General features: G+C 71.9%; 18 protein-coding genes. 9 read left to right on the plus strand and 9 right to left on the minus strand.

Annotated features, from left to right (window positions below):
• The first annotated feature begins 78 nt into the window (after positions 1–78).
• The 3 genes from JYK17_RS20420 (at position 79) to JYK17_RS20430 (ending at position 5,872) form a co-directional block, all read left to right on the plus strand.
• Entirely contained in the window at positions 79–3,819 is a 3,741-nt protein-coding gene (locus JYK17_RS20420) for an ABC transporter ATP-binding protein (protein ID WP_222810943.1), read from the plus strand.
• A 141-nt stretch (positions 3,820–3,960) separates the two neighbouring features.
• Entirely contained in the window at positions 3,961–4,356 is a 396-nt protein-coding gene (locus JYK17_RS20425; protein WP_128802846.1) for a hypothetical protein, read from the plus strand.
• A gap of 76 nt (positions 4,357–4,432) precedes the next feature.
• A complete protein-coding gene (locus JYK17_RS20430; protein WP_222810944.1) occupies positions 4,433–5,872 on the plus strand; it encodes a S28 family serine protease in 1,440 nt (479 codons plus the stop codon).
• A 42-nt stretch (positions 5,873–5,914) separates the two neighbouring features.
• Here the strand turns inward: JYK17_RS20430 and JYK17_RS20435 are convergent, their stop codons facing one another.
• The 3 genes from JYK17_RS20435 to JYK17_RS20445 form a co-directional block, all read right to left on the minus strand.
• Entirely contained in the window at positions 5,915–6,571 is a 657-nt protein-coding gene (locus JYK17_RS20435) for a hypothetical protein (RefSeq protein ID WP_128802848.1), read from the minus strand.
• Between the two features lie 128 nt (positions 6,572–6,699).
• Entirely contained in the window at positions 6,700–8,493 is a 1,794-nt protein-coding gene (locus tag JYK17_RS20440) for a glycoside hydrolase family 3 protein (RefSeq protein WP_108012966.1), read from the minus strand.
• A gap of 320 nt (positions 8,494–8,813) precedes the next feature.
• Positions 8,814–9,731 (minus strand): LysR family transcriptional regulator, encoded by a 918-nt coding sequence (locus tag JYK17_RS20445; protein ID WP_108012965.1) that lies wholly within the window; start codon positions 9,729–9,731, stop codon positions 8,814–8,816.
• Positions 9,732–9,818: 87 nt separating this feature from the next.
• Between JYK17_RS20445 and JYK17_RS20450 the strand changes: the two genes are divergently transcribed.
• From JYK17_RS20450 to JYK17_RS20460, 3 genes are read left to right on the plus strand one after another with little or no spacing between them, the layout of a single operon-like run.
• On the plus strand, positions 9,819–10,733 hold the full coding sequence (locus tag JYK17_RS20450; RefSeq protein WP_128802850.1) for an EamA family transporter: 915 nt from the start codon (positions 9,819–9,821) through the stop codon (positions 10,731–10,733).
• A gap of 4 nt (positions 10,734–10,737) precedes the next feature.
• Positions 10,738–11,997, plus strand: a complete 1,260-nt coding sequence (gene aroA / locus JYK17_RS20455; protein WP_128802851.1) for a 3-phosphoshikimate 1-carboxyvinyltransferase — start codon at positions 10,738–10,740, stop codon at positions 11,995–11,997.
• Positions 11,981–12,604: a GNAT family N-acetyltransferase gene (locus JYK17_RS20460; protein WP_128802852.1), complete on the plus strand. Its 624-nt coding sequence runs from the start codon at positions 11,981–11,983 to the stop codon at positions 12,602–12,604. Before aroA ends, JYK17_RS20460 begins: the two co-directional genes overlap by 17 nt.
• A 95-nt stretch (positions 12,605–12,699) precedes the next feature.
• Here the strand turns inward: JYK17_RS20460 and JYK17_RS20465 are convergent, their stop codons facing one another.
• From JYK17_RS20465 to JYK17_RS20480, 4 genes are all read right to left on the minus strand, one after another.
• Positions 12,700–13,500: a sugar phosphate isomerase/epimerase family protein gene (locus tag JYK17_RS20465; protein ID WP_108012961.1), complete on the minus strand. Its 801-nt coding sequence runs from the start codon at positions 13,498–13,500 to the stop codon at positions 12,700–12,702.
• 11 nt (positions 13,501–13,511) lie between these two features.
• Positions 13,512–14,444 (minus strand): bifunctional helix-turn-helix transcriptional regulator/GNAT family N-acetyltransferase, encoded by a 933-nt coding sequence (locus JYK17_RS20470; protein ID WP_128802853.1) that lies wholly within the window; start codon positions 14,442–14,444, stop codon positions 13,512–13,514.
• A gap of 86 nt (positions 14,445–14,530) precedes the next feature.
• Entirely contained in the window at positions 14,531–15,130 is a 600-nt protein-coding gene (locus JYK17_RS20475) for a dihydrofolate reductase family protein (protein WP_128802854.1), read from the minus strand.
• Between the two features lie 643 nt (positions 15,131–15,773).
• Positions 15,774–16,832, minus strand: coding sequence for a LacI family DNA-binding transcriptional regulator (locus JYK17_RS20480; protein WP_128802856.1), 1,059 nt, complete (start codon positions 16,830–16,832; stop codon positions 15,774–15,776).
• Positions 16,833–17,118: 286 nt separating this feature from the next.
• On the opposite strand from JYK17_RS20480, the gene JYK17_RS20485 reads away from it, so the two are divergent.
• From JYK17_RS20485 to JYK17_RS20495, 3 genes are read left to right on the plus strand one after another with little or no spacing between them, the layout of a single operon-like run.
• Positions 17,119–18,279 carry a Gfo/Idh/MocA family protein gene (locus JYK17_RS20485; RefSeq protein ID WP_222810945.1) on the plus strand — a complete coding sequence of 387 codons (1,161 nt, stop codon included), beginning with the start codon at positions 17,119–17,121 and terminating at the stop codon, positions 18,277–18,279.
• Entirely contained in the window at positions 18,276–19,430 is a 1,155-nt protein-coding gene (locus JYK17_RS20490; RefSeq protein WP_108012957.1) for a dihydrodipicolinate synthase family protein, read from the plus strand. Before JYK17_RS20485 ends, JYK17_RS20490 begins: the two co-directional genes overlap by 4 nt.
• 29 nt (positions 19,431–19,459) lie before the next feature.
• Positions 19,460–20,260, plus strand: coding sequence for a sugar phosphate isomerase/epimerase family protein (locus JYK17_RS20495; RefSeq protein ID WP_222810952.1), 801 nt, complete (start codon positions 19,460–19,462; stop codon positions 20,258–20,260).
• Between the two features lie 189 nt (positions 20,261–20,449).
• Here JYK17_RS20495 and rbsD read toward each other — a convergent pair whose 3' ends face one another.
• Entirely contained in the window at positions 20,450–20,839 is a 390-nt protein-coding gene (gene rbsD / locus JYK17_RS20500) for a D-ribose pyranase (protein ID WP_108012956.1), read from the minus strand.
• Positions 20,836–21,738: a ribokinase gene (locus tag JYK17_RS20505; protein ID WP_222810946.1), complete on the minus strand. Its 903-nt coding sequence runs from the start codon at positions 21,736–21,738 to the stop codon at positions 20,836–20,838. The genes rbsD and JYK17_RS20505 overlap by 4 nt, the downstream gene beginning before the upstream one ends.
• Between the last annotated feature and the right edge of the window lie 46 nt (positions 21,739–21,784).

The raw sequence follows: 21,784 nt of genomic DNA on the forward strand, positions 1-21,784 counted from the left end.
GTTACGGAGGGATGAAATCCGCTTCATTCTGCGTTGGTGCTCTCCGGAAGATCAGGACTGCTGACGGAGGGCACCCGCGTGAGTATGCAACGGGGATGGGTACGACGACTGGCAGGGTACGCATGGCGCTACCCCAAGGACGTCGTGCTGGCCCTGGGCGCCTCGCTGGCCGGCATGGCCGTCATGGCGCTGGTCCCGCTGGTCACCAAGGTGATCATCGACGACGTCATCGGCGACCACAGCCGTGCCATGGCCCCCTGGGCGGGCGTCCTGATCGGCGCCGCCGTCCTCGTCTACGTCCTGGCCTACATCCGCCGCTACTACGGCGGCCGCCTCGCCCTCGACGTCCAGCACGACCTGCGGACCGAGATGTTCGAGACGATCACCCGGCTCGACGGCCGCCGCCAGGACGAGCTGTCCACCGGCCAGGTCGTCGGCCGGGCCACCAGCGACCTCCAGCTGATCCAGGGCCTGCTCTTCATGCTCCCGATGACCATCGGGAACCTGCTGCTGTTCGTGATTTCCCTGGTGATCATGGCCTGGCTGTCGCTGCCGCTCACCCTGGTCGCGCTCGCCGTGGCCCCCGCCCTGGGGTGGATCGCCCGGCGCAGCCGCACCAAGCTGCACCCCGCCACCTGGTACGCGCAGGCCCAGGCCGCCGCCGTGGCGGGCGTCGTCGACGGCGCGGTGAGCGGCGTACGCGTGGTGAAGGGGTTCGGGCAGGAGGACCAGGAGACCGGGAAGCTGCGCGAGGTCGGCCGCAGGCTCTTCGCCGGGCGGCTGCGCACCATCCGTCTCAACAGCACGTACACCCCGGCCCTGCAGGCCGTCCCGGCCCTCGGCCAGGTCGCCATGCTGGCGCTCGGCGGCTGGCTGGCGGTGCGCGGGCACATCACCCTCGGCACCTTCGTCGCCTTCTCCTCCTACCTCGCCCAGCTGGTCGGCCCGGTCCGCATGCTCGCCGTGGTGCTCACCGTCGGCCAGCAGGCACGCGCGGGCACCGAGCGCGTCCTGGAGCTGATCGACACCGAGCCGTCGATGGCCGACGGCACGAAGACGCTGCCCGCGGACGCGCCCGCCACGGTCGAGTTCGACGACGTGTCCTTCGGCTACGACAACGCCTCCGGCACGCCCAAGCCGGTCCTCGAAGGGCTCAGCTTCGAGATCCGCCCCGGCGAGACCCTCGCCGTCGTCGGCTCCTCCGGCTCCGGCAAGTCGACGGTCTCGCTCCTCCTGCCGCGCTTCTACGACGTCACCCACGGCGCCGTCCTCGTCGGCGGCCACGACGTGCGCGAGCTCACCCTCGACTCGCTGCGCGCGGCGATCGGGCTGGTTCCCGAGGACTCCTTCCTCTTCTCCGACACGGTCCGGGCCAACATCGCCTACGGCCGCCCCGACGCGAGCGACGAGCAGATCGAGGAGGCCGCCCGCGCCGCCCAGGCCGACCGCTTCATCCGCGAGCTGCCCGAGGGCTACGACACCACGGTCGGCGAGCACGGCCTGACCCTCTCCGGCGGCCAGCGCCAGCGCGTCGCGCTCGCCCGCGCGATCCTCGCCGACCCGCGCCTGCTCGTCCTCGACGACGCCACCTCCGCGGTGGACGCCCGCGTCGAGCACGAGATCCACGAGGCGCTGAAACACGTCATGCAGGGCCGCACCACCCTGCTCATCGCGCACCGCCGCTCCACGCTCGGCCTCGCCGACCGCATCGCCGTCCTCGACAAGGGCCGGCTCGCCGACATCGGCACCCACGAGGAACTGCAGGAGCGCTCCGCCCTCTACCGCCGGCTGCTCACCGACCCGGACGAGCTGGGCGGTGTCTCGCCCGGCCACGCCCAGCCCGCCTGCCCCCCGGAGGACACCTCCGTCCGCGCGGAGCTGGACGCCGAGTTCGACGCCGAGCGCGGGGTCACCCCGCGGCTGTGGACCGGCGACCGCGAGCCCAGGGACACGGCCCTGGCGGGCATGCCGGCCACGCCCGAACTCCTCGCCCAGGTCGACGCGCTGCCCCCGGCGACCGACACCCCGGACATCGACGAGGCGCGGGCGGTGCGGCCGGAGGAGTCGTACGGCCTGAAGCGGCTGCTGCACGGTTTCGGCCTGCCCCTGCTGGTCAGCCTCGCTCTGGTCGCCGTGGACGCGGGCATGGGCCTCGCGCTGCCCGTGCTGATCCGGCACGGCATCGACCAGGGCGTCACCAGGGCGGCGCTCGGCGCGGTCTGGTCGGCCTCGCTGCTCGGACTGGTCGCGGTGCTGGTGCAGTGGGCGGCGCAGCGCGGCGAGACCCGGATGACCGGGCGGACGGGCGAGCGGGTCCTGTACGCGCTGCGGCTGAAGATCTTCTCCCAGCTGCAGCGGCTCGGACTGGACTACTACGAGCGGGAGTTGACCGGGCGGATCATGACCCGGATGACGACGGACGTCGACGCGCTGTCCACGTTCCTGCAGACGGGCCTGGTCACCGCGTTCGTCTCGGTAGTCACCTTCTTCGGCATCATGGCCGCCCTGCTGGTGATCGACGTCCAGCTGGCGCTGGTCGTGTTCGCCACGCTGCCGCCGCTGATCGTGGCCACGTTCTTCTTCCGCCGGGCGAGTGTGAAGGCGTACGAACTGGCCCGTGAGCGGGTGTCGTTGGTCAACGCCGACCTCCAGGAGTCGGTGTCCGGGCTGCGGATCGTGCAGGCCTTCCGGCGCGAGCGCGACGGCGGGCGGCGGTTCGCGGAGCGCAGCGACAGCTACCGGCAGGCACGTATCCGCGGACAGTTCCTGATCTCGATCTACTTCCCCTTCGTGCAGCTGCTGTCGTCCGTCGCCGCGGCGTCCGTGCTGATCGCGGGCGCGGGACGGATCGACGACGCGACCCTGACGACCGGCGCCCTGGTCGCCTACCTGCTCTACATCGACCTGTTCTTCGCGCCGGTCCAGCAGCTCTCCCAGGTCTTCGACGGCTACCAGCAGGCCACGGTCTCGCTGGGCCGGATCCAGGAGCTGCTGCGCGAGAAGACCTCCACCGGGGCCGCCGAGCAGCCGCAACAGGTGCGCTCCCTGCGGGGCGAAGTCGCCTTCGAGGACGTGCACTTCGCGTACGGCAAGGACGACGAGGGGGAGGCCGCGCTCAGCGGGATCGAGCTGCGCATCCCGGCCGGGCAGACGGTCGCGTTCGTCGGCGAGACCGGTGCGGGCAAGTCGACCCTGGTCAAGCTGGTGGCGCGCTTCTACGACCCCACCGGCGGCCGGGTGACGGTCGACGGCCAGGACCTGCGGACGCTGGACATCACCTCCTACCGCCACCGGCTCGGCGTGGTCCCCCAGGAGGCCTATCTCTTTCAGGGCACCGTTCGTGACGCCATCGCCTACGGCCGCCCGGACGCCACCGACGCCGAGGTCGAGGCCGCGGCCCGTGCCGTCGGGGCGCACGAGATGATCGCCACGCTCGACGGCGGCTATCTGCACGAGGTGGCCGAACGCGGCCGCAACCTCTCGGCCGGGCAGCGCCAGTTGATCGCACTGGCCCGCGCGGAGCTCGTCGATCCGGACATCCTGCTCCTCGACGAGGCGACGGCCGCCCTGGACCTGGCCACCGAGGCCCAGGTCAACCAGGCCACCGACCGTCTCACCGGCCGCCGTACGACGCTCGTGGTGGCCCACCGCCTCACCACCGCCGCCCGCGCGGACCGCGTCGTCGTCATGGACCACGGCCGGGTCGTGGAGGACGGCACCCACGAGGAACTGCTGCAACTGGACCGCACCTACGCCGAGTTGTGGCGCACCTTCGTCGGGGAGGGCGAGTCGGAGGAGCCGGTGGGGGTGGCCCGGTAGGCGACGGGGGCGGCAGGAACAGTCGGCGGGGATGGCCCGACAGACGGCGGGGGGCTCGCGGGGATGCTCGTGCAACCATCCGACACATGTCGTGCGTCCGTACACCAGTACGCTCATCGCCGGGGTACGGGAGGGACGACAGTGGACAGTGGTGCGATACGGCGGCGGGCCGCGACGCTTCTCGCCGTGCTGACCGCCTCCGGACTGCTCGCCGTCGCGGGGCCGGCGGCCGACGCCATGGCGGCGCCCTCGTCCTGCGCCGGGCACAAGGTCCGCACGTTCACCTTCTCCACCGGCTCCGTGAAGCTCTACAAGAGCGGCAACTACCTCTGCGCCATCACCGTCCCCAAGCACCCCGGCTCCCGGCGCTCCATGATGGTCAGCCTTCAGGTGCGCGGCTTCGAACCCGTCGTCGACAAGGGACGGTTCACCCGGCACGCCGGACCGGTGCGCAGCTACGTCGGCCACCGCAAGGTGTGGATCAAGGGATCGGTGGGCGGCGGCTCGTACGACTCCCACGGCTGGAAGCGCTTCTGAACCCTCACGGCCCCTGGTGCGCACCGGAGTTGCTCCGTAGGCTCCGCACGCACATCTGACTCACAGGGGAGGGTGCATGCGCAAGGCGCTCAGATGGCTGATGGCGCTCACAGTGTGCATAGGCACGCTGAGCACGGCAGGCGCGGCCACCGCCGCGGAGCCGACGGCCACGACCACCAAAGCGACCACCGACATCAAGGACCGGCTGCTCGCAATACCGGGCATGAGCCTGATCGAGGAGAAGCCGTACCCCGGCTACCGGTTCTTCGTCCTGAACTACACCCAGCCGATCGACCACCGCCACCCGTCCAACGGCACGTTCCAGCAGCGCATCACCGTGCTGCACAAGGACGTCTCGCGCCCGACGGTCTTCTACACCGGCGGCTACAACGTCTCCACCACACCGAGCCGCAGCGAGCCGGCCCGGATCGTGGACGGCAACCAGGTCTCCATGGAGTACCGCTTCTTCACCCCGTCCCGGCCCGACCCGGCCGACTGGTCCAAGCTCGACATCTGGCAGGCCGCCAGCGACCAGCACCGCATCTTCACGGCGCTGAAGAAGGTCTACAGCAGGAACTGGATCTCCACCGGCGGCTCCAAGGGCGGCATGACCGCCACCTACTACGAGCGCTTCTACCCGCGTGACATGGACGGCGTCGTCGCCTACGTCGCCCCCAACGACGTGGTGAACAACGAGGATTCGGCCTACGACCGCTTCTTCACCAAGGTCGGCACCAAGGAGTGCCGCGACCGCCTGGACGCGGTCCAGCGCGAGGCACTGGTGCGCCGCGACTCACTGGAGAAGAAGTACGCCGCCTACGCCGCCGACAACGGCTACACCTTCAGCACGATCGGCAGCCTCGACCGCGCCTACGAGGCCGTCGTCCTCGACTACGTCTGGGGCTTCTGGCAGTACAACCTGCTCGCCAACTGCGGTGACGACAGCCTGATCCCGCCGAACGCGAAGACCGCGACCGACGACCAGATCTGGAACTCGGTCGACACGATCTCCGGGTTCTCCTTCTACACCGACCAGGGCCTGGAGCCCTACACGCCGTACTACTACCAGGCGGGCACCCAACTCGGCGCGCCCACCATCCACTTCCCGTACATCGAGAAGAAGTACCTGCGCTACGGCTACCAGCCGCCGCGCAACTTCGTGCCGCGCGCCATCCCGATGCGGTTCCAGCCGTACGTGATGCGCGACGTCGACTCCTGGGTGCGGCACCACGCCCACCACATGCTCTTCGTCTACGGCTCCAACGACCCGTGGGGCGCCGAGCGGTTCGGCGTCGGCAAGGGCTCGAAGGACAGTTACGTCTTCACGGCCCCGGGGATGAACCACGGCGCCAACGTCGCCGGTCTGACCGCCGACCAGAAGGAGCTGGCCACCGCCCGCATCCTGGACTGGGCCGGTGTCCCGGCCGCCACCGCGGCGCAGGCGAAGCCGCTGGCCACGTTCGACAAGAAGCTGGACGTGCGCGACGTGGAGCGCGACCCGGCGCTGCGGCCGTAAGGCCGACGCCTCGGCAACTCGCGTGCTGTGTCCGGCCGTTGGTCACACCGGCCGGGCACAGCCCACCGACTCCTTGCCGTCAAGCCGCACATAGAGGGCCGTGTCCGCAGGGCACCGGCTGCGTGCGGTGGTCGCCCTGACCACCTTGTACTGCGGCCGCTTCTTGCCGCTGCCGTCGCAGGCGGTCTCGCGGACCTGTCCGCTGCCCGAGCCGTAGACGCAGTCCCCGACGATGGTGCGCGGGCCGCCCCCGCCGCCCGGGTCGCCCGGGTGCGGCGGCTCCAGGTTGCGCATACAGGCGTAGCCCTGCGGGATCGCGCCGTCGCCGTCCGCCTCGGACGACGGGTGCTGCGCGCTGATGTGCAGCACGAAGTCCGTGGTCGCCGGGCACAGCGGGCCGCCGGCCGGACTGCCGTCGTGGCGCGCCACGACCCGGGCCGCCGCCCGCTCGCTGGTGCACGGCACCTCGGTGAAGCTCGTCGTACCGAACGAACTGCACTCGTCGACGGCGAGGAACACCGCCCCGTACCCCGACTGCTGAGCCGCGCCCGACCTGCCGCTCGCGGCGCTCCGCCCGCCCGGCCCGTCGCCGCCCGAACCGTGCGATCCGGACGAGGACAGGACCTGGCAACCGCTCAGCAGAGCGGCGACCAGGACCAGCAGCGCGCAGCCCACCCCCACCGAACTTCTCTCACGCATCGCCGACCCCCCGGATACCCCTCGCCCAGCGTGACCCGCCGCAGCGGGCACACGCCAGACGCGCGGGAGGGTTTGGGCCCATTGGGGGTTGCACGCCGGGTGTGCGGCGTATGGGCCCTACGTCCCTTCTAGTACGACAGCCCGTACCCGATGGGGTACAGCTCCTGCGCCGGGTCGTCGGCCCGCTGCACCGGCACCGGCAGCCGCCCGCGCGGCGCCACCCTCCCGGCGATCACCCGCGCGGCCGCCCGCAGTTCGACGTCGGTCCACGAGTACGTGGCCAGACTGGCGCGCACGGAGGGGAGTTGGGCCACGTCGTAGGGGTTGCGGACGGCGACCGCGACCACCGGCCTCCCGGTCGCGAGCAGCTGCTGGACCAACGCCTGCTGCGCGTTGCCCGCGGTGACGTTGTAGGTGGCGACGACCACCGCGTCCGCGTCCTGCGCCGCCGCGACCGCCTTCGCGATCGTCGCACCCGACGGGGCGGTGCCGGTCGACAGGGCGGTGGCGGTGAAGCCCAGCTCGCCGAGGGCGGCCGCGAGGACACCGGTCGGCGGGCCCGTCGTGCCGGACGGGGAGGCCGGGTCGGCGCCCACGACGAGCACCTTGCGGTGCGTGTGGCGGGACAGCGGCAGCAGGTGCCCGTCGTTGACCAGCAGGGTCGTGGTGCGTTCGGCGATGCGGTCGGCGACGGCCAGGTGCTCGCGGGTGCCGACCGTGCGGTCCACGCCGCGGTCACTGGCGTACGGCTGCTGGAACAGCCGCAGCCTGCTCTTCAGCCGCAGGATGCGCAGGATCGACTCGTCCAGCCGCGCCTCGGTCAGCTCCCCGTCCTGCACGGCCTTCAGGACGGCGTTCCACGCGACGGGCAGGTCCGGCGGATTGAGGAGCTGGTCGACGCCGGCCTTCAGCGCGAGCACGGGGACCCGGTCGTCGCCATACTTCGTCCGTACGCCCTCCATGCCCAGCGAGTCCGTCACCACCACGCCGTCGTAGCCGAGTTCGCCGCGCAGGATGCCGGTGAGGATCGGGTGGGAGAGGGTGGCCGGGTCGCCGGAGTCGTCGAGGGCCGGGAACTGGATGTGCGCGGTCATGATGCAGTCGATGCCCGCCCTGACGGCCGCACGGAAGGGAACGGCGTCCAGCTTCTCCCACAGCTCCCGGCTGTGGGTGATGACGGGGAAGCCGTAGTGGCTGTCGACGGCCGTGTCGCCGTGCCCGGGGAAGTGCTTGGAGGTCGCGGCGACCGACGCGCTCTGGTACCCGGCGACCTCGGCGGCGACCAGGCCCGCGACCGCCTCAGGGTCGGCGCCGAAGGACCGTACGCCGATGACCGGGTTGGCCGGGTTGATGTTGACGTCGGCGTCCGGGGAGTAGTCCTGGTTGATGCCCATGGCGCGCAGTTCGGCGCCGGAGACGCGGCCGAGGGTGCGGGCGTCGCGGCGGGAGCCGCCGGCGCCCATGGCCATCGCGCCGGGGAAGAGTGTGGCCGGCTTGCCGACGCGGCAGACGATGCCGTGCTCCTGGTCGGTGGCGATGAGGACGGGCAGCCCGCGTGGCTGGGTGAGGGAGGCACGCTGGATCCCGTTGGACAGGTCCGCGATCTGGTGCGGGTCGCGGGTGTTGTGCGCCCAGGTGAAGTAGATGATGCCGCCCACGCGGTACGTGGCGATCAGCTCGGCGGCCGTACGGACGCCGATCTCCTTGAGGTTGGCGTCGATGTCGGCCTGGTCGGGGTCGGTGGCGGAGTGGCCGTAGACCCGCATGACGAAGAGCTGGCCCACCTTCTCCTCGAGTGTCATACGGGAGATGAGCGAGCGGAGCTTGTTGTCGTCCGGGGGACTTGCGTGGGCGGGGGTGCCGAGGGCCAGGGCCGCGGTGACACCTGCGGTCGCGGCCAGAACGGTACGTCTGGAGGGCACGTGCGCTCCTTCCGGAGATTCCGCTGAAGGAAACTTCCAAGGAGTCACCAATAACCGGGAAGTTTCTGCCAGTCAAGGGAGTGCACAGAGCCGGGACGACGGCGAAGAGGGGCCGCCATCGGCGCTGTTGGAGGGGGCGCGCCGATGGCGGCGTGCTGCCGGCCGCAGTACGGCGGAGAGGGTAGGTCAGCGATCGCAGCCAGCAGCGAGGGCCGACACCGCACTGCGGAGACTCATCCGGCAGCTTGCGGGTTGGACGAACGGTAATGGGGGCGGGTTCCCGCCTCGCGGTCGATTGCCCGAAGTCGGTGGCGAAGTGGTCAGCGGGACGGCTGGGACGCGATGTGCGGCCACCTCTGCTGCAGAGTGCGTACGGTCTCTGCGATCGCCGGTCGACGTGCGCCGCCTTTGCGCCACAGGGCGTACAACCGGCGTATGGGCGTGGGATCAAGGCTCACCTCGGCCACCCCGGCGGGCAGCGGGCCGCGGCCCAGGCGCGGGATCACACAGATGCCGAGGCCGCCCGCGACCAGCGCGACCAGGGTCGGGTTCTCGTCGGCCTGGTGCACGATGTGCGGCTCGTGCCCGACGGCGCGCAACGTGCGCACCAGCCATTCGTGGCAGACCCGGCCCGGCGGCTGGCACACCCACCGCTGGTCGACCAGGTCCTCGCGGCGCACCGCCTCACGCCCGGCGAAGGGATGGTCCTCGGGCACCAGCAGCGTGCACGGGTCGTGGCCGATCGTGGCCTGCTCGACGCCCGCGGGCAGGGACAGCGGCGCGATGTCCCAGTCGTGCGCCACCGCCATGTCGACGGCGCCCCGGGCGACCAGGTCGACGGAGACGTGCGGGTCGACCTCGCTGAGCCGGGCGTCCAGGGCGGGGTGCCGGACGGCCAGGTCGGCGAGGACCGAGGGCATCAGCCCGCGCGCGGCCGAGGCGAACGCGGCGATCGTCACGCGGCCCGCCGGCACTCCGCGCCGCTCCTCCAGGGCGATCTCGGCCCGCTCGACGATCGCGAGCAACTCCTTTGCCGTGTCGACCAGTTGATGTGCCTCGGGGGTGAGCCGGACGCCCCGTCCCTCCCGTTCGAGGAGCACGGTCCTGGTCTCCCGCTCCAGCTTGGCGATCTGCTGGGAGACGGCCGAGGGGGTGTACCCGAGCGCGGCGGCCGCCGCCCCGACGGTCCCGTGGACGGAGATGGCGTGCAGGGCGCGAAGGCGTTGCAGGTCGAGCACGGCGGCTCCATTCGTAAGTGCTGCTTCATCCGACCGTGCAGCAATCATCGCTGGTGCTTCACGGTCGACGGAAGTGATGCTCTTGGCATGAGACCCGTACACCTTGCTCTCGCCGTGGTCGTCGCCGCCGTCTGGGGCGTGAACTTCACGGTCATCGAGATCGGCCTCGACCACTTCCCGCCGCTGCTGTTCTCCGCCCTGCGCTTCTTCGCGGCCGCACTGCCCGCCGTCTTCTTCGTGGGCCGCCCGAAGGTGGCGTGGAAGTGGATCGTGGCGGTGGGGCTGGTGCTGGGAGTGGCCAAGTTCGGCCTGCTGTTCGTCGGCATGGACGCCGGGATGCCGGCCGGGCTGTCCTCCCTGGTGCTGCAGATCCAGGCGGTGTTCACGGCGGCGGTGGCCTTCGCGGTCCTGGGCGAACGGCCCACGCGCATACGGGTGTTGGGCATGGCGATCGCGCTGGCCGGGATCGCCGTCGCGGCGGTCGACGAAGGCACCACGGGACCCCTCGGCGCCTTCGCGCTCATCGTCGCGGCGGCGGCCTGCTGGGGCGTCTCCAACGTCCTGACCCGCAAGGCCGCGCCGCCGGACGCGCTGAACTTCATGGTGTGGGTGAGCACGGTCCCGGTCCTGCCGCTCCTCGCCCTCTCCCTGCTCGTGGAGGGCCCCACCCGGGACTACGACGCCCTGCGCGCCCTCGACTGGCAGGGCGCCGGCACGGTCGTCTACGTGGCCTGGGTGACCACGGTGTTCGGCTTCGGCGCCTGGGGGCTGCTGCTGCGCCGCTACCCGGCCTCGACGGTCGCGCCGTTCTCCCTGCTGGTCCCGGTGTTCGGGATGTCCTCGGCGGCGCTGTTTTTGGGGGAGTCGGTGAGCGGGCTGCGCTGGTGCGCGGCGGCGCTGCTGGTGGGCGGGGTGGCGCTGACGTCGGTGACGCGCGGGCGACGGGAAGTGGTCCATCCCGTGGACGGAGCGGCGTCGCCGGTGACGGTCGGCCGATCATGAAGACATGCCCGTAGTCGACATCCCCGGTTCCAAGTCCATCACCGCCCGCGCGCTCTTCCTGGCGGCGGCGGCCGACGGCGTCACCACCCTGGTACGGCCCCTGCGCTCGGACGACACGGAGGGCTTCGCCGAGGGGCTGGCGGCCCTCGGCTACCGCGTCGGCCGGACCCGGGACGCCTGGCAGGTGGACGGGCGCCCGCAGGGTCCGCCGGTGCGCGAGGCGGACGTCCACTGCCGGGACGGCGCCACCACGGCCCGCTTCCTGCCGGCGCTCGCGGCGACCGGACACGGCACCTACCGCTTCGACGCCTCGCCCCAGATGCGCCGCCGGCCGCTGCTGCCGCTGACCCGCGCCCTGCGCGACCTGGGCGTCGACCTGCGGCACGAGCAGGCGGAGGGGCACCATCCGCTGACCGTGCGGGCGGCGGGCGTCGAGGGCGGTGACGTGGTCCTCGACGCGGGCCAGTCCTCGCAGTACCTCACGGCGCTGCTCCTGCTCGGCCCGCTCACCCGCAGGGGCCTGCGGATCCGGGTGACGGAACTGGTGTCGGCGCCGTACGTGGAGATCACGACCGCGATGATGCGGGCGTTCGGGGCGGAGGTGGAGGTCGCCCGGGAGGCGTCCGGACGGGGCCAACTCTTCGTCGTCCCGCCAAGCCGATACCGGCCCACCACGTACGCCGTGGAACCGGACGCCTCGACGGCGAGCTACTTCTTCGCCGCGGCGGCCGTGACACCGGGCGGCGAGGTGACGGTGCCCGGACTCGGCGCGGGAGCGCTGCAGGGCGACCTCGGCTTCGTCGACGTGCTGCGCAGGATGGGCGCCGAGGTGTCGGTGCGGTCGGACGGCACCACGGTCCGGGGCACGGGGGAGTTGCGCGGCCTCACCGTCAACATGCGGGACATCTCGGACACGATGCCGACGCTGGCGGCCATCGCGCCGTTCGCCTCCGGGCCGGTGCGGATCGAGGACGTGGCGAACACCCGGGTGAAGGAGTGCGACCGGCTGGAGGCCTGCGCGCGGAACCTGCGGCGGCTCGGGGTGCGGGTCGCCACGGGCCCCGACTGGATCGAGATCCGACCGGGCACACCCGAGCCCGGCACCGTGATCGAGTCCCACCACGACCACCGCATCGTGATGTCCTTCGCGGTCACCGGCCTCAGGGTCCCGGGAATCTCGTTCGACGACCCCGGCTGCGTACGCAAGACTTTCCCCGGCTTTCATGAGGCGTTCGCGGAGGTGCGGGGTGGGCTGGGTGCTTGAAGGGCCGGTGCTGGAAGGCGAGTTGGTGAGGCTGGAGCCCCTGGCCCACCGGCATGCGGCCGATCTGGCGGTGGCGGCGGAGGAGGACCGGGGCACCTATGCGTTCACCTGGGTGCCGAGGGCCGACGAGGTGGGCCGCTACGTCGACGAGCAGCTGGGGCGCGCCGCGTCGGGCCGGCTCGCGCCGTACGCGCAGATCTCGCTCGCGACCGGCCGTGCCGTGGGCGCCACCTCGTACTGGGAGCCCCGCTGCTGGCGCTCGGACGACCGACTCGACGCCGTCGAGATCGGCTTCACCTGGCTCGCCGCCTCGGCCCAGGGCACCGGCATCAACGCCGAGGCCAAACTCCTCCTCTTCCGCCACGCCTTCGAGACCTGGTCCGTCTCCCGCGTCGACCTGAAAACCGACGCCCGCAACACCCGCTCCCGCGTCGCCATCCAGAGCGTCGGCGCCCACTTCGAAGGCATCCTCCGCAACTGGTCCCGCTCCTGGGCCCCTGGCGAGGACGACCACCTACGCGACTCGGCCATCTTCTCCATCACCGCCGAGGAGTGGCCGCGGTGCCGGGCGCGCTTGGAGAAACGGGTGGCACGGCTGGCCAGGTGAACTCCTGTGCTCCGAACGCCACTTGGGCACTCTCGTGCACTTTCCGCGTCCTCTGCACAACCGCCGAAACCGCCGCGCTGCCGAACCGCCGGAGGCTAAGCGCACTCGTTCAGCAACCGGCCCAAGTGCTCCCGTCCCCCCGCCAGCAGATCCGGCAGCGGTGCAGCGTTCTCGTACCAGCGTTTTTCGTACTCCCAGCAGAGCCAGCCGTCCCAGTTGTGGCGGGAGAGGACCTCGATGCAGTCGGTCAGGGGGAGTACGCCGGTGCCGAGGGGGAGAGGGGTGGTGTCGTCGGCGGAGGCGATGTCCTTGACCTGGACGTAGCCGAGGTAGGGGGAGAGGGCGGCGTACGTGTCCGCCGGCTGCTCGCCGCCCAGCCAGGTGTGCATGACGTCCCAGAGGGCGCCGACGTGCCGGTGGCCGACCAGGCCGAGGACGCGCATCGCGTCGGCGCCGGTGCGGTGCGAGTCGTGGGTTTCGAGCAGGATGCGTACGCCGAGGTCGGCGGCGTACTCCGCGGCCGTGCCGAGCCGTCGCGCGGCCACCGCGTCGGCGCGTTCGGTGGTCTGTTCGTCGTCGGCGCCCGGGAAGACCCGGACGTACGGGGCGCCGAGGTCGCGGGCCAGGTCGAGGAGGGTGCGGATCTCCTCGATCACCGGCCCGTCGTCACCCGGGGCGGCCACGCGCGCGTACCCCGCGAGCCCCAGCAGCTCGATGCCTCCCGCCTTGAACTCCGAGGCCACGTCCGCGCGTTGCGCCAGGTCGAGGCCGGGATGGACCGGCTCCTCCGGGTGCGCGCGCAGCTCGACGCCGTGGTAGCCGTTCGCGGCGGCGAGATGGATCACGTCCGTGACGGGCAGGCCGGGGACGCCGAGGGTGGAGAACGCCAGTCTCATGGTCCCTACTGTCACCCCGGTGTGCCGTGCAGGTCCAGCCGCCAGTCCTGCCCGGTCAGGTCCTTTCCGAACGAGCGGTGCGCCTTCTCGGCGACGAGGACGAAACCGTGGCGCTGGTAGATGCGGCGGGCGGCGGCGAGCACGTCGTTGGTCCACAGCACGAGATCGCGGTAGCCGACCCCGCGCGCGAAGTCGATGACCGCGCCCACGAGCCGGTCGCCGATGCCGAGACCGCGCGCCTCGGGCTCGACCAGGAGCAGCCGCAGCCGGGCGGTGGCCGGGGCGTCGTCCCGTACGCACATGACGCACCCCACCGGCCGCCCGTCGAGCTCGGCGATCCACACCCGCTCCAGATGCGGGTCGTGGTCCGCGGCGAAGTCGGCGACGATACGGGCCACCAGGGCCTCGTAGTCGGTGTTCCAGCCGTACTCGGAGGTGTACACGGCCGCGTTGCGCTGGACGATCCAGCCGAGGTCACCGGGGGCCGGTTCGCGCAGCACGGCGTCCTCGCGGCGCGGCGCGCGGCCGTCGGAGAGGATCTCGCGGACCGTGCGCATCGCCTCGGAGAGCCGGGGGCGGTCGGCGGAGGGCACGGTGGCCAGCAGCGCGCCGACCGACTCGTTCGCCCGCTCGGCGAGCAGGGCGGCGGTCTCGCGGCCGCGGGGCGTGAGCGCGACATGACGGCGCCGGGGGTCCCGCCGGGACTGCGTCCGCTCGATCAGCCCGTCCTCCTCGAATTTGTTCAGGATGCGGCTCAAGTAGCCCGCGTCCAGCGAGAGTTCGGTCCGCAGGTCGGCCGCGTCCGTGTGCGGGGAGTGCGCGAGCTCGTAGAGCACGCGGGACTCGGTGAGGGTGTAGGGGGCGTACAGCTGGCGGCTGTAGTCGAGGGCGCCGATGACATTGGTGTAGAAGCGGTTGAAGGTGCGGATGTCCTGGACGGTCATGAGGATCGACCCCCGAATGGTTGACTCAGTCAGAGATACCGTCGGGTCGAGAGTAGGACACCCGCACCGCGCGTGCCACCCCTCGGCTACCCCTCGTCGGCCACCGGCCGGTAGACGTGCACCTGAACCCCGGTCTTTCCCCGGGCCGTGGAGACCAGCTCGAACGCCCGCTTCGCCCCGTCCTCCGGGAAGATCGACTTGCCGCCGCCGAGGATCACCGGCATCTGGACGAGCTGCAACTCGTCCACCAGCCCCTCGGCGATCAGCGTCCGCACGAGCGTTGGGCTGCCCATCATCGCCAGGTCGCCGCCGGGCGCCGCGCGCAGCTCACGGATCCGCGCGACGGCCTCACCGCCCGCGATCCGCTCGGTGTTGTTCCAGGTCAGCTCGGCGTCGGAGAGGGTGTCGGTGACGACGTACTTCTTCAGCGCGTTCAGCCGGTCGGCGAAGGGGTCACCGGCCCGCTCGGGCCACGCCCCCGCCATCGTCAGATACGTCCGCCGCCCGTACAGCAGCGCCTCGGCCCTCTCCAGCCCCGCGGCGAAGGCCCCGCCGACCACCTCCGGGTCGAAGTACGGATGCGACCACCCGCCGTGCGCGAAGCCCCCGTCGGTGTCCTCCTGGGGTCCGCCGGGCGCCTGTACGACACCGTCGAGGCTGATGAATTCGCTGACTACGATGCGCATGGGATCAACTCCTGTCGTTCCTGTCCGTCCGCTCGGGCGAGCACGGAAATGAAGACCGGGGCGCAGCGCGGAAATCATCTGCGGACGCGGCACATCATGCGCCGGCGCGACACATCATCCGCAGGAGACGAGCCTATGCGCGGTCGGGTTCTACGGCACCGGGGGCGTGCGCTCCGGGTTCGCGGTGACGAGGCACGAGGCGCACAGGCCGACGTGGTCTGCCGGGCGCACGCTGACGTGGCATGCATGTCAGCGTGGTCTGCGGGGCGCATGTTGACACGGCACGAGGCACTCACGCTGACGCGGCTCGCCGGGCTTAGCCGACGCGGCCTGCCGGGCTCACGCCGCTACGGCCTGCGGGGCCGCACGCTGACGCGGCACGAGGTACACGCGCCGACGGGGCCCGCCGCACTCATGCCGGCGCGGCGTGCCGGGCTCAGCCGACGCGGCCCTCCGAACTCAGGCCGACGCGGCCTGCAGGGCGCACGTTGACGCGGCCCGCCGGGCTCGCGCCGACGAGGCACACACGCCGACACGGCCCGCCGAACTCACGCCGACACGGCCCGCCGAACTCACGCCGACGCGGCCCGCCGCACTCAGGCCGACGCGGCCTGCCGGGTCACGCCGACGCGGCCCACCGCACTCACGCCGACGCCGCCCGCCGAGGCCCCCCGGAGGACCCCCGCACCATCAGCTCCCCCCGCACCGTCGCTATCCCCCCGGGCGGCGGCTCCTCGCGTCCCATTGCGATGCGCCCGGCCCGCGCCCCCGCGTCCGCCAGGGGCAGCCGTACGGTTGTCAGGGCGGGCACCGCGTCCATGCTGAACGGCAGGTCGTCGAAGCCGGCGACGGAGACGTCGTCCGGGATGCGCAGTCCCGACTCCCGGAGCGCCGCGCACGCCCCGAGCGCGACGGAGTCGTTGGCCGCGACGACCGCGGTCAAGGACGGGTCCCTGCGCAGCAGTTCGAGCGTCGCCTCGTAGCCGGAGGTGCGGTCGTAGGGCCCGTGCACGGTCCACCCCGGGTCCTCGGAGATCCCCGCAGCGGCCAGCGCGGCCCGGTGCCCCTCAAGGCGGTGCCGGGTCGTCGTCCGCTCCTCGGGGCCCGCGATGTACCCGAGCCTCCGGTGCCCCAGGCCGATCAGGTGCTCGCTCAGCCGCTGCCCGCCGCCGCGGTTGTCGAAGGCGATCGCGACGGCCCCGGTGTCCGGTGCCGGCGGCCGCCCGCACAGCACCACCCGGGTCCCCGCCTCCGTCAGCTTGCGCAGCTTCGCCGCGACGGCCGCCGCGTGCGGCGCGTCCTCCACGGCGCCGCCGGTCAGCACGACCGCCGCCGCCCGCTGGCGCTGCAGCAGGGTCAGATAGGTCAGTTCGCGCTCCGGCGAGCCCCCCGTGTTGCAGACGACGGCCAGCCGCTCGCCCCCGGCCCGTCCGCCCGGCCCCCCGATCTCCGACTGGATCGCGCTCGCCATGATCCCGAAGAAGGGGTCGGCGATGTCGTTGACCAGGATGCCGACCAGGTCGGAGGTGGCCGCGGCCAGCGAGCTCGCGGGACCGTTGAGCACGTAGTCCAGCTCGTCGACCGCCTTCAGCACCCGTTCCCGGGTGGAGGCGGCCACGGGGTAGTTGCCGTTCAGCACGCGCGACACCGTCGCGGGCGAGACCTGGGCGCGGGCCGCCACGTCCGCCAGGGTCACCGTCATCTCGTCGTCCTCCGGTCGCGCATCTCGTCGTACCTCGTCGTCCGCCCTCGTAGACAGGCGCTTCGGGGCCCACGGTTCCGAACACGTCGAGCAGACCTTACGGCCAGAACACCTCGCTGTTCGTCCCCTCGAACAACTCGAAGCGGTCACGGTCTTGTCCCCGCCGGTGGTCAGAGGTTAGTTTCTTTGGGGATAGAAAGCGCTTGCTGCGATGCTCGTCAGGAGGGCCGACGCGGCGCACTCACCCGCGTACGACGCTGAGTACGACGCCTGCGAAGGGAATGACGTGACACGCAAGACGGTGCGCATCGCCATGAACGGCGTGACCGGACGCATGGGTCACCGCCAGCACCTGGTCCGTTCCATCCTGGCCATCCGCGAACAGGGCGGCCTGGACCTCGGTGACGGCGACGTGCTGTGGCCGGAACCGGTCCTCGTCGGCCGCCGCGAGCACGCGCTGCGCGCGCTCGCCGAACAGCACGGCCTGGAGCACTTCTCCACCGACGTGGACGCCGTCCTCGCCGACCCGACCGTGGACCTCTACTTCGACGCCCAGGTGACCTCGGCCCGCGAGGAGGCGCTGAAGAAGGCGATCGCCGCGGGCAAGCACATCTACACCGAGAAGCCCACCGCCACCGGCCTCGCGGGCGCCCTCGAACTCGCCCGGCTCGCCCAGGAGAAGGGCATCAAGCACGGCGTCGTCCAGGACAAGCTCTTCCTGCCGGGCCTGCGCAAGCTCAAGCGCCTCGTCGACGGCGGCTTCTTCGGCCGGATCCTGTCGATCCGCGGCGAGTTCGGCTACTGGGTCTTCGAGGGCGACTGGCAGAGCGCCCAGCGCCCCTCCTGGAACTACCGCGCCGAGGACGGCGGCGGCATCGTCGTCGACATGTTCCCGCACTGGGAGTACGTGATGCACGAGCTGTTCGGCCGCGTGAGGTCCGTGCAGGCGATCGCCACCACGCACATCCCGCAGCGCTTCGACGAGAACGGCAAGCCCTACGACGCCACCGCCGACGACGCCGCGTACGGCATCTTCGAGATCGAGGGCCCCGGGGGACCGGCCATCGCCCAGATCAACTCCTCCTGGGCCGTGCGCGTCAACCGCGACGAACTCGTCGAGTTCCAGGTCGACGGCACCGAGGGCTCCGCGGTCGCGGGCCTGCGCAACTGCCGCGTCCAGCACCGCGGTACGACCCCCAAGCCGGTGTGGAATCCCGACATCCCGGCCGCCTACTCCTTCCGCGACCAGTGGCAGGAGATCCCGGACAACGAGGAGTTCGACAACGGCTTCAAGGCCCAGTGGGAGCTGTTCCTGCGGCATGTGTACGCCGACGCCCCCTACCACTGGGACCTGCTCGCCGGTGCCCGCGGCGTCCAACTCGCCGAGCTGGGCCTGAAATCCTCCGCCGAGGGCGTCCGCATCGACGTACCGGAGATCCAGCTGTGACCGTCCGACTCCCGGACCCCCAGGGCGGGTTCAGGTTCTACGAGCCCCGTGCCGAACCCCTGGTGGTGACCCCCGGAACCCCGTTCACCTCCCGCACGGTCTACGCGGCGGCGCACGTCGTCGCCGACCCGTACGCGGACGTGACCCCCGACTCCCCGGCCGCCGTCGACTGGGACGCCACCCTCGCCTTCCGCCGCCACCTGTGGTCCCACGGGCTCGGTGTCGCCGAGGCCATGGACACCGCCCAGCGCGGAATGGGCCTGGACTGGGCGGGCGCGGCCGAGCTGATCCGGCGCAGCGCCGCCGAGGCCAGGGCGGTCGGCGGCCGCATCGCCTGCGGGGTCGGCACCGACCAACTCACCGGCCCGGCAACGCCGGCCGAGGTCCGGGTGGCGTACGAGGAACAGCTCGCCCTCGTCGAGGAGTCCGGCGCACAGGCGATCCTGATGGCCTCCCGCGCCCTCGCGGCGGCGGCCCAGGGTCCCGAGGACTACCTGGAGATCTACGGCCATCTGCTGCGCCAGGCCGCCGAGCCGGTGATCCTGCACTGGCTGGGCCCGATGTTCGACCCGGCCCTTGAGGGCTACTGGGGTTCGAGCGACCTCGACGCGGCCACGGACGCGTTCCTGGAGGTCATCGCCGCCTACCCGGACAAGGTGGAGGGCATCAAGGTCTCGCTGCTGGACGCCGGGCGCGAGATCGGCATCCGCCGCCGGCTCCCGCAGGGCGTGCGCTGCTACACGGGCGACGACTTCAACTACCCGGAGCTGATCGCCGGCGACGAGCAGGGCTTCAGCCACGCCCTGCTCGGCATCTTCGACCCGCTGGGCCCGCTGGCGGCCCAGGCGGTACGGGTGCTGGACACGGGTGATGTACCGGGCTTCAGGGGGCTGTTGGACCCCACGGTCGAGTTGTCCCGGCACCTCTTCCAGGCACCCACCCGCTTCTACAAGACGGGCGTGGTGTTCCTGGCCTGGCTGGCCGGTCACCAGTCGCACTTCGCCATGGTCGGCGGCCTGCAGTCGGCCCGCTCCCTGCCGCACCTCGCCCGCGCCTACGAACTCGCCGACGGCCTGGGCCTGTTCCCCGACCCCAAGCTCGCCGAGGAGCGCATGAAGAACCTGCTGTCCGTGTACGGGGTGAACCAGTGACCGAACTCGCGCGCTTCTCCATCAACCAGATGACGGTCAAGCAGCTGTCACTGCCCGAACTGGCAGATGCCTGCGGCCGGTTGGGCATCGTCAACGTCGGCCTGTGGCGCGAGCCGGTCCAGTCGTACGGCGTCGACGCGACGGCGAAACTGATCCGCGACGCGGGCCTGCGCGTCACGACGCTGTGCCGCGGCGGCTTCCTCACGGCGATCGAACCGGCCGAGCGGGCAAGGGCGCTGGACGACAACCGCCGTGCCGTGGACGAGGCGGCGGCCCTCGGCACCGACACCCTCGTCCTGGTCTCGGGCGGCCTGCCGGCCGGCTCCAAGGACCTGCGCGGCGCCCGGGAACGGATCGCGGACGCGCTGGGGGAGCTGGGCCCGTACGCGGAGGGCAATGGCGTACGGCTGGCCATCGAGCCGCTCCACCCCATGTACGCCGCCGACCGCTGCGTGGTCTCCACCCTTGCCCAGGCCCTCGACCTCGCCGAACGCTTCCCCGCCCACCAGGTCGGCGTCACCGTCGACACGTACCACATCTGGTGGGACGACGACGCGCCCGCGCAGATCGCCCGCGCGGGCGCCGCCGACCGCATCCACACCTTCCAGCTCGCCGACTGGACCACCCCCCTCCCCGAGGGCGTCCTCAACGGCCGCGGCCAGATCGGCGACGGCTCGATCGACATGCGGGAGTGGAAGGGGTACGTGGAGGCCGCCGGGTACACCGGGCCCATCGAGGTCGAACTCTTCAACGACGGACTGTGGGCGCGGGACGGGCGGGAGGTGCTGGAGGAGACGGCGGCCCGCTTCGTGGAGCACGTGATCCGCTGACCTCCGATGGCCTCCGAGAAAAAAATCTGCGGCGGGCGTACAACCCTTCCCGCACCCGCCTGGTCGTACTTTGCATCAGGGCCGCTCGGAGGGGGGATCTGGGGGGATCGCGGGGGGTTCTGGTGCAGGAGGGGAAAAGCCGAGGGGGCCCGGTCGACGGATCGGGCCCCCTCGAATTTGTGGGCGCGGTCAGAAGAAGACACCGCACCTCAGCAGCACATTCGCGTACGGCTGGGCCTCACCCGTGCGTACCACCAGGCGCGCCCCCGCTGACAGGTCCTTGAGCTGCTCGTGGGTGACCAGATCGAGCCTCGGGAAATGGGCGGTGAGCAGGGCGGACGTCGTCGGGTTGGCGTCGTGGATCTCGGTCGCCGCCGTGGCTCCCTCCACCACCAGCTCGGCCAGCAGCCCGTCCAGCACCTCGGCGAAGGACGGCACCCCGGCGCGGAACGCGAGGTCGACCACCCTCGGCCCCCGCGGTATCGGCATGCCCGCGTCGCACACCAGCACCCCGTCCCCGTGACCCAGCTCGGCGAGCGCGCCGGAGAGATGGCGGTTCAGGATTCCCGCCTTCTTCACAGCGCGTCCACCTCCTCGGCCGTGGGGAAGGACTCCTGCGCGCCCTCCCTGGTGACGGCGGCGGCACCCACGCGCGCCGCGTAGGCCGCGGCCTCGGCGAGGGACGCCCCCGCGCCCAGCCGGAACGCCAGCGCCGCCGTGAACGCGTCGCCCGCACCCGTGGTGTCCACCGCGTCGACCTTCACCGAGGACACCCGCGCGGTCCCGTCCGGGGAGGCCACCAGCGCACCCTCCGCTCCCAGGGTGACCACGACCGAGCGCGGCCCCTTGGCCAGCAGCAGGCGCGCCCAGTCCTCCGGCTGCTCCGAGACGCACGCGTCGCCCAGGACCACCTTCGCCTCGTGCTCGTTGACGATCAGCGGGTCGCAGGCCGCCAGCACCTCCGGCGGCAGGGGCTGCGGCGGCGAGGGGTTGAGGACGAAGCGGCTGTCGGGCGTGAGGCTGCGGACGACCTCCACGACCGAGTCCAGCGGGATCTCCAGCTGCGTGGAGATTACCCGCGACGCGTGGAAGAGACATGCGGCGGCCCGTACGTCCGCCGGCGCGAGCCGTCCGTTGGCACCCGGCGAGACCACGATGCTGTTGTCCCCGGACGGGTCCACGGTGATCAGCGCGACCCCCGTGGGCGCCCCGCCGACCAGCACGCCCACCGTGTCGACGCCGGCCTCGCGCTGCGAGTCGAGCAGCAGCCTGCCGTACGCGTCGTCGCCGACCCTGGCCAGCAGGGCCGTACGGGATCCGAGCCGGGCGGCCGCGACCGCCTGGTTCGCGCCCTTGCCGCCCGGGTGGACGGCCAGGTCGGAGCCGAGCACGGTCTCGCCGGCTCCCGGCCGCCGCTCCACGCCGATCACCAGGTCGGCGTTGGCCGAACCCACGACCAGGAGGTCGTAGTCGTACATGAGAAGACTCCCCAGATGAGTGCCTTGGGGCGGGCGGTCCCCCTGA

Source organism: Streptomyces plumbidurans, assembly GCF_019857225.1.
GTDB classification, from domain to species: domain Bacteria; phylum Actinomycetota; class Actinomycetes; order Streptomycetales; family Streptomycetaceae; genus Streptomyces; species Streptomyces plumbidurans.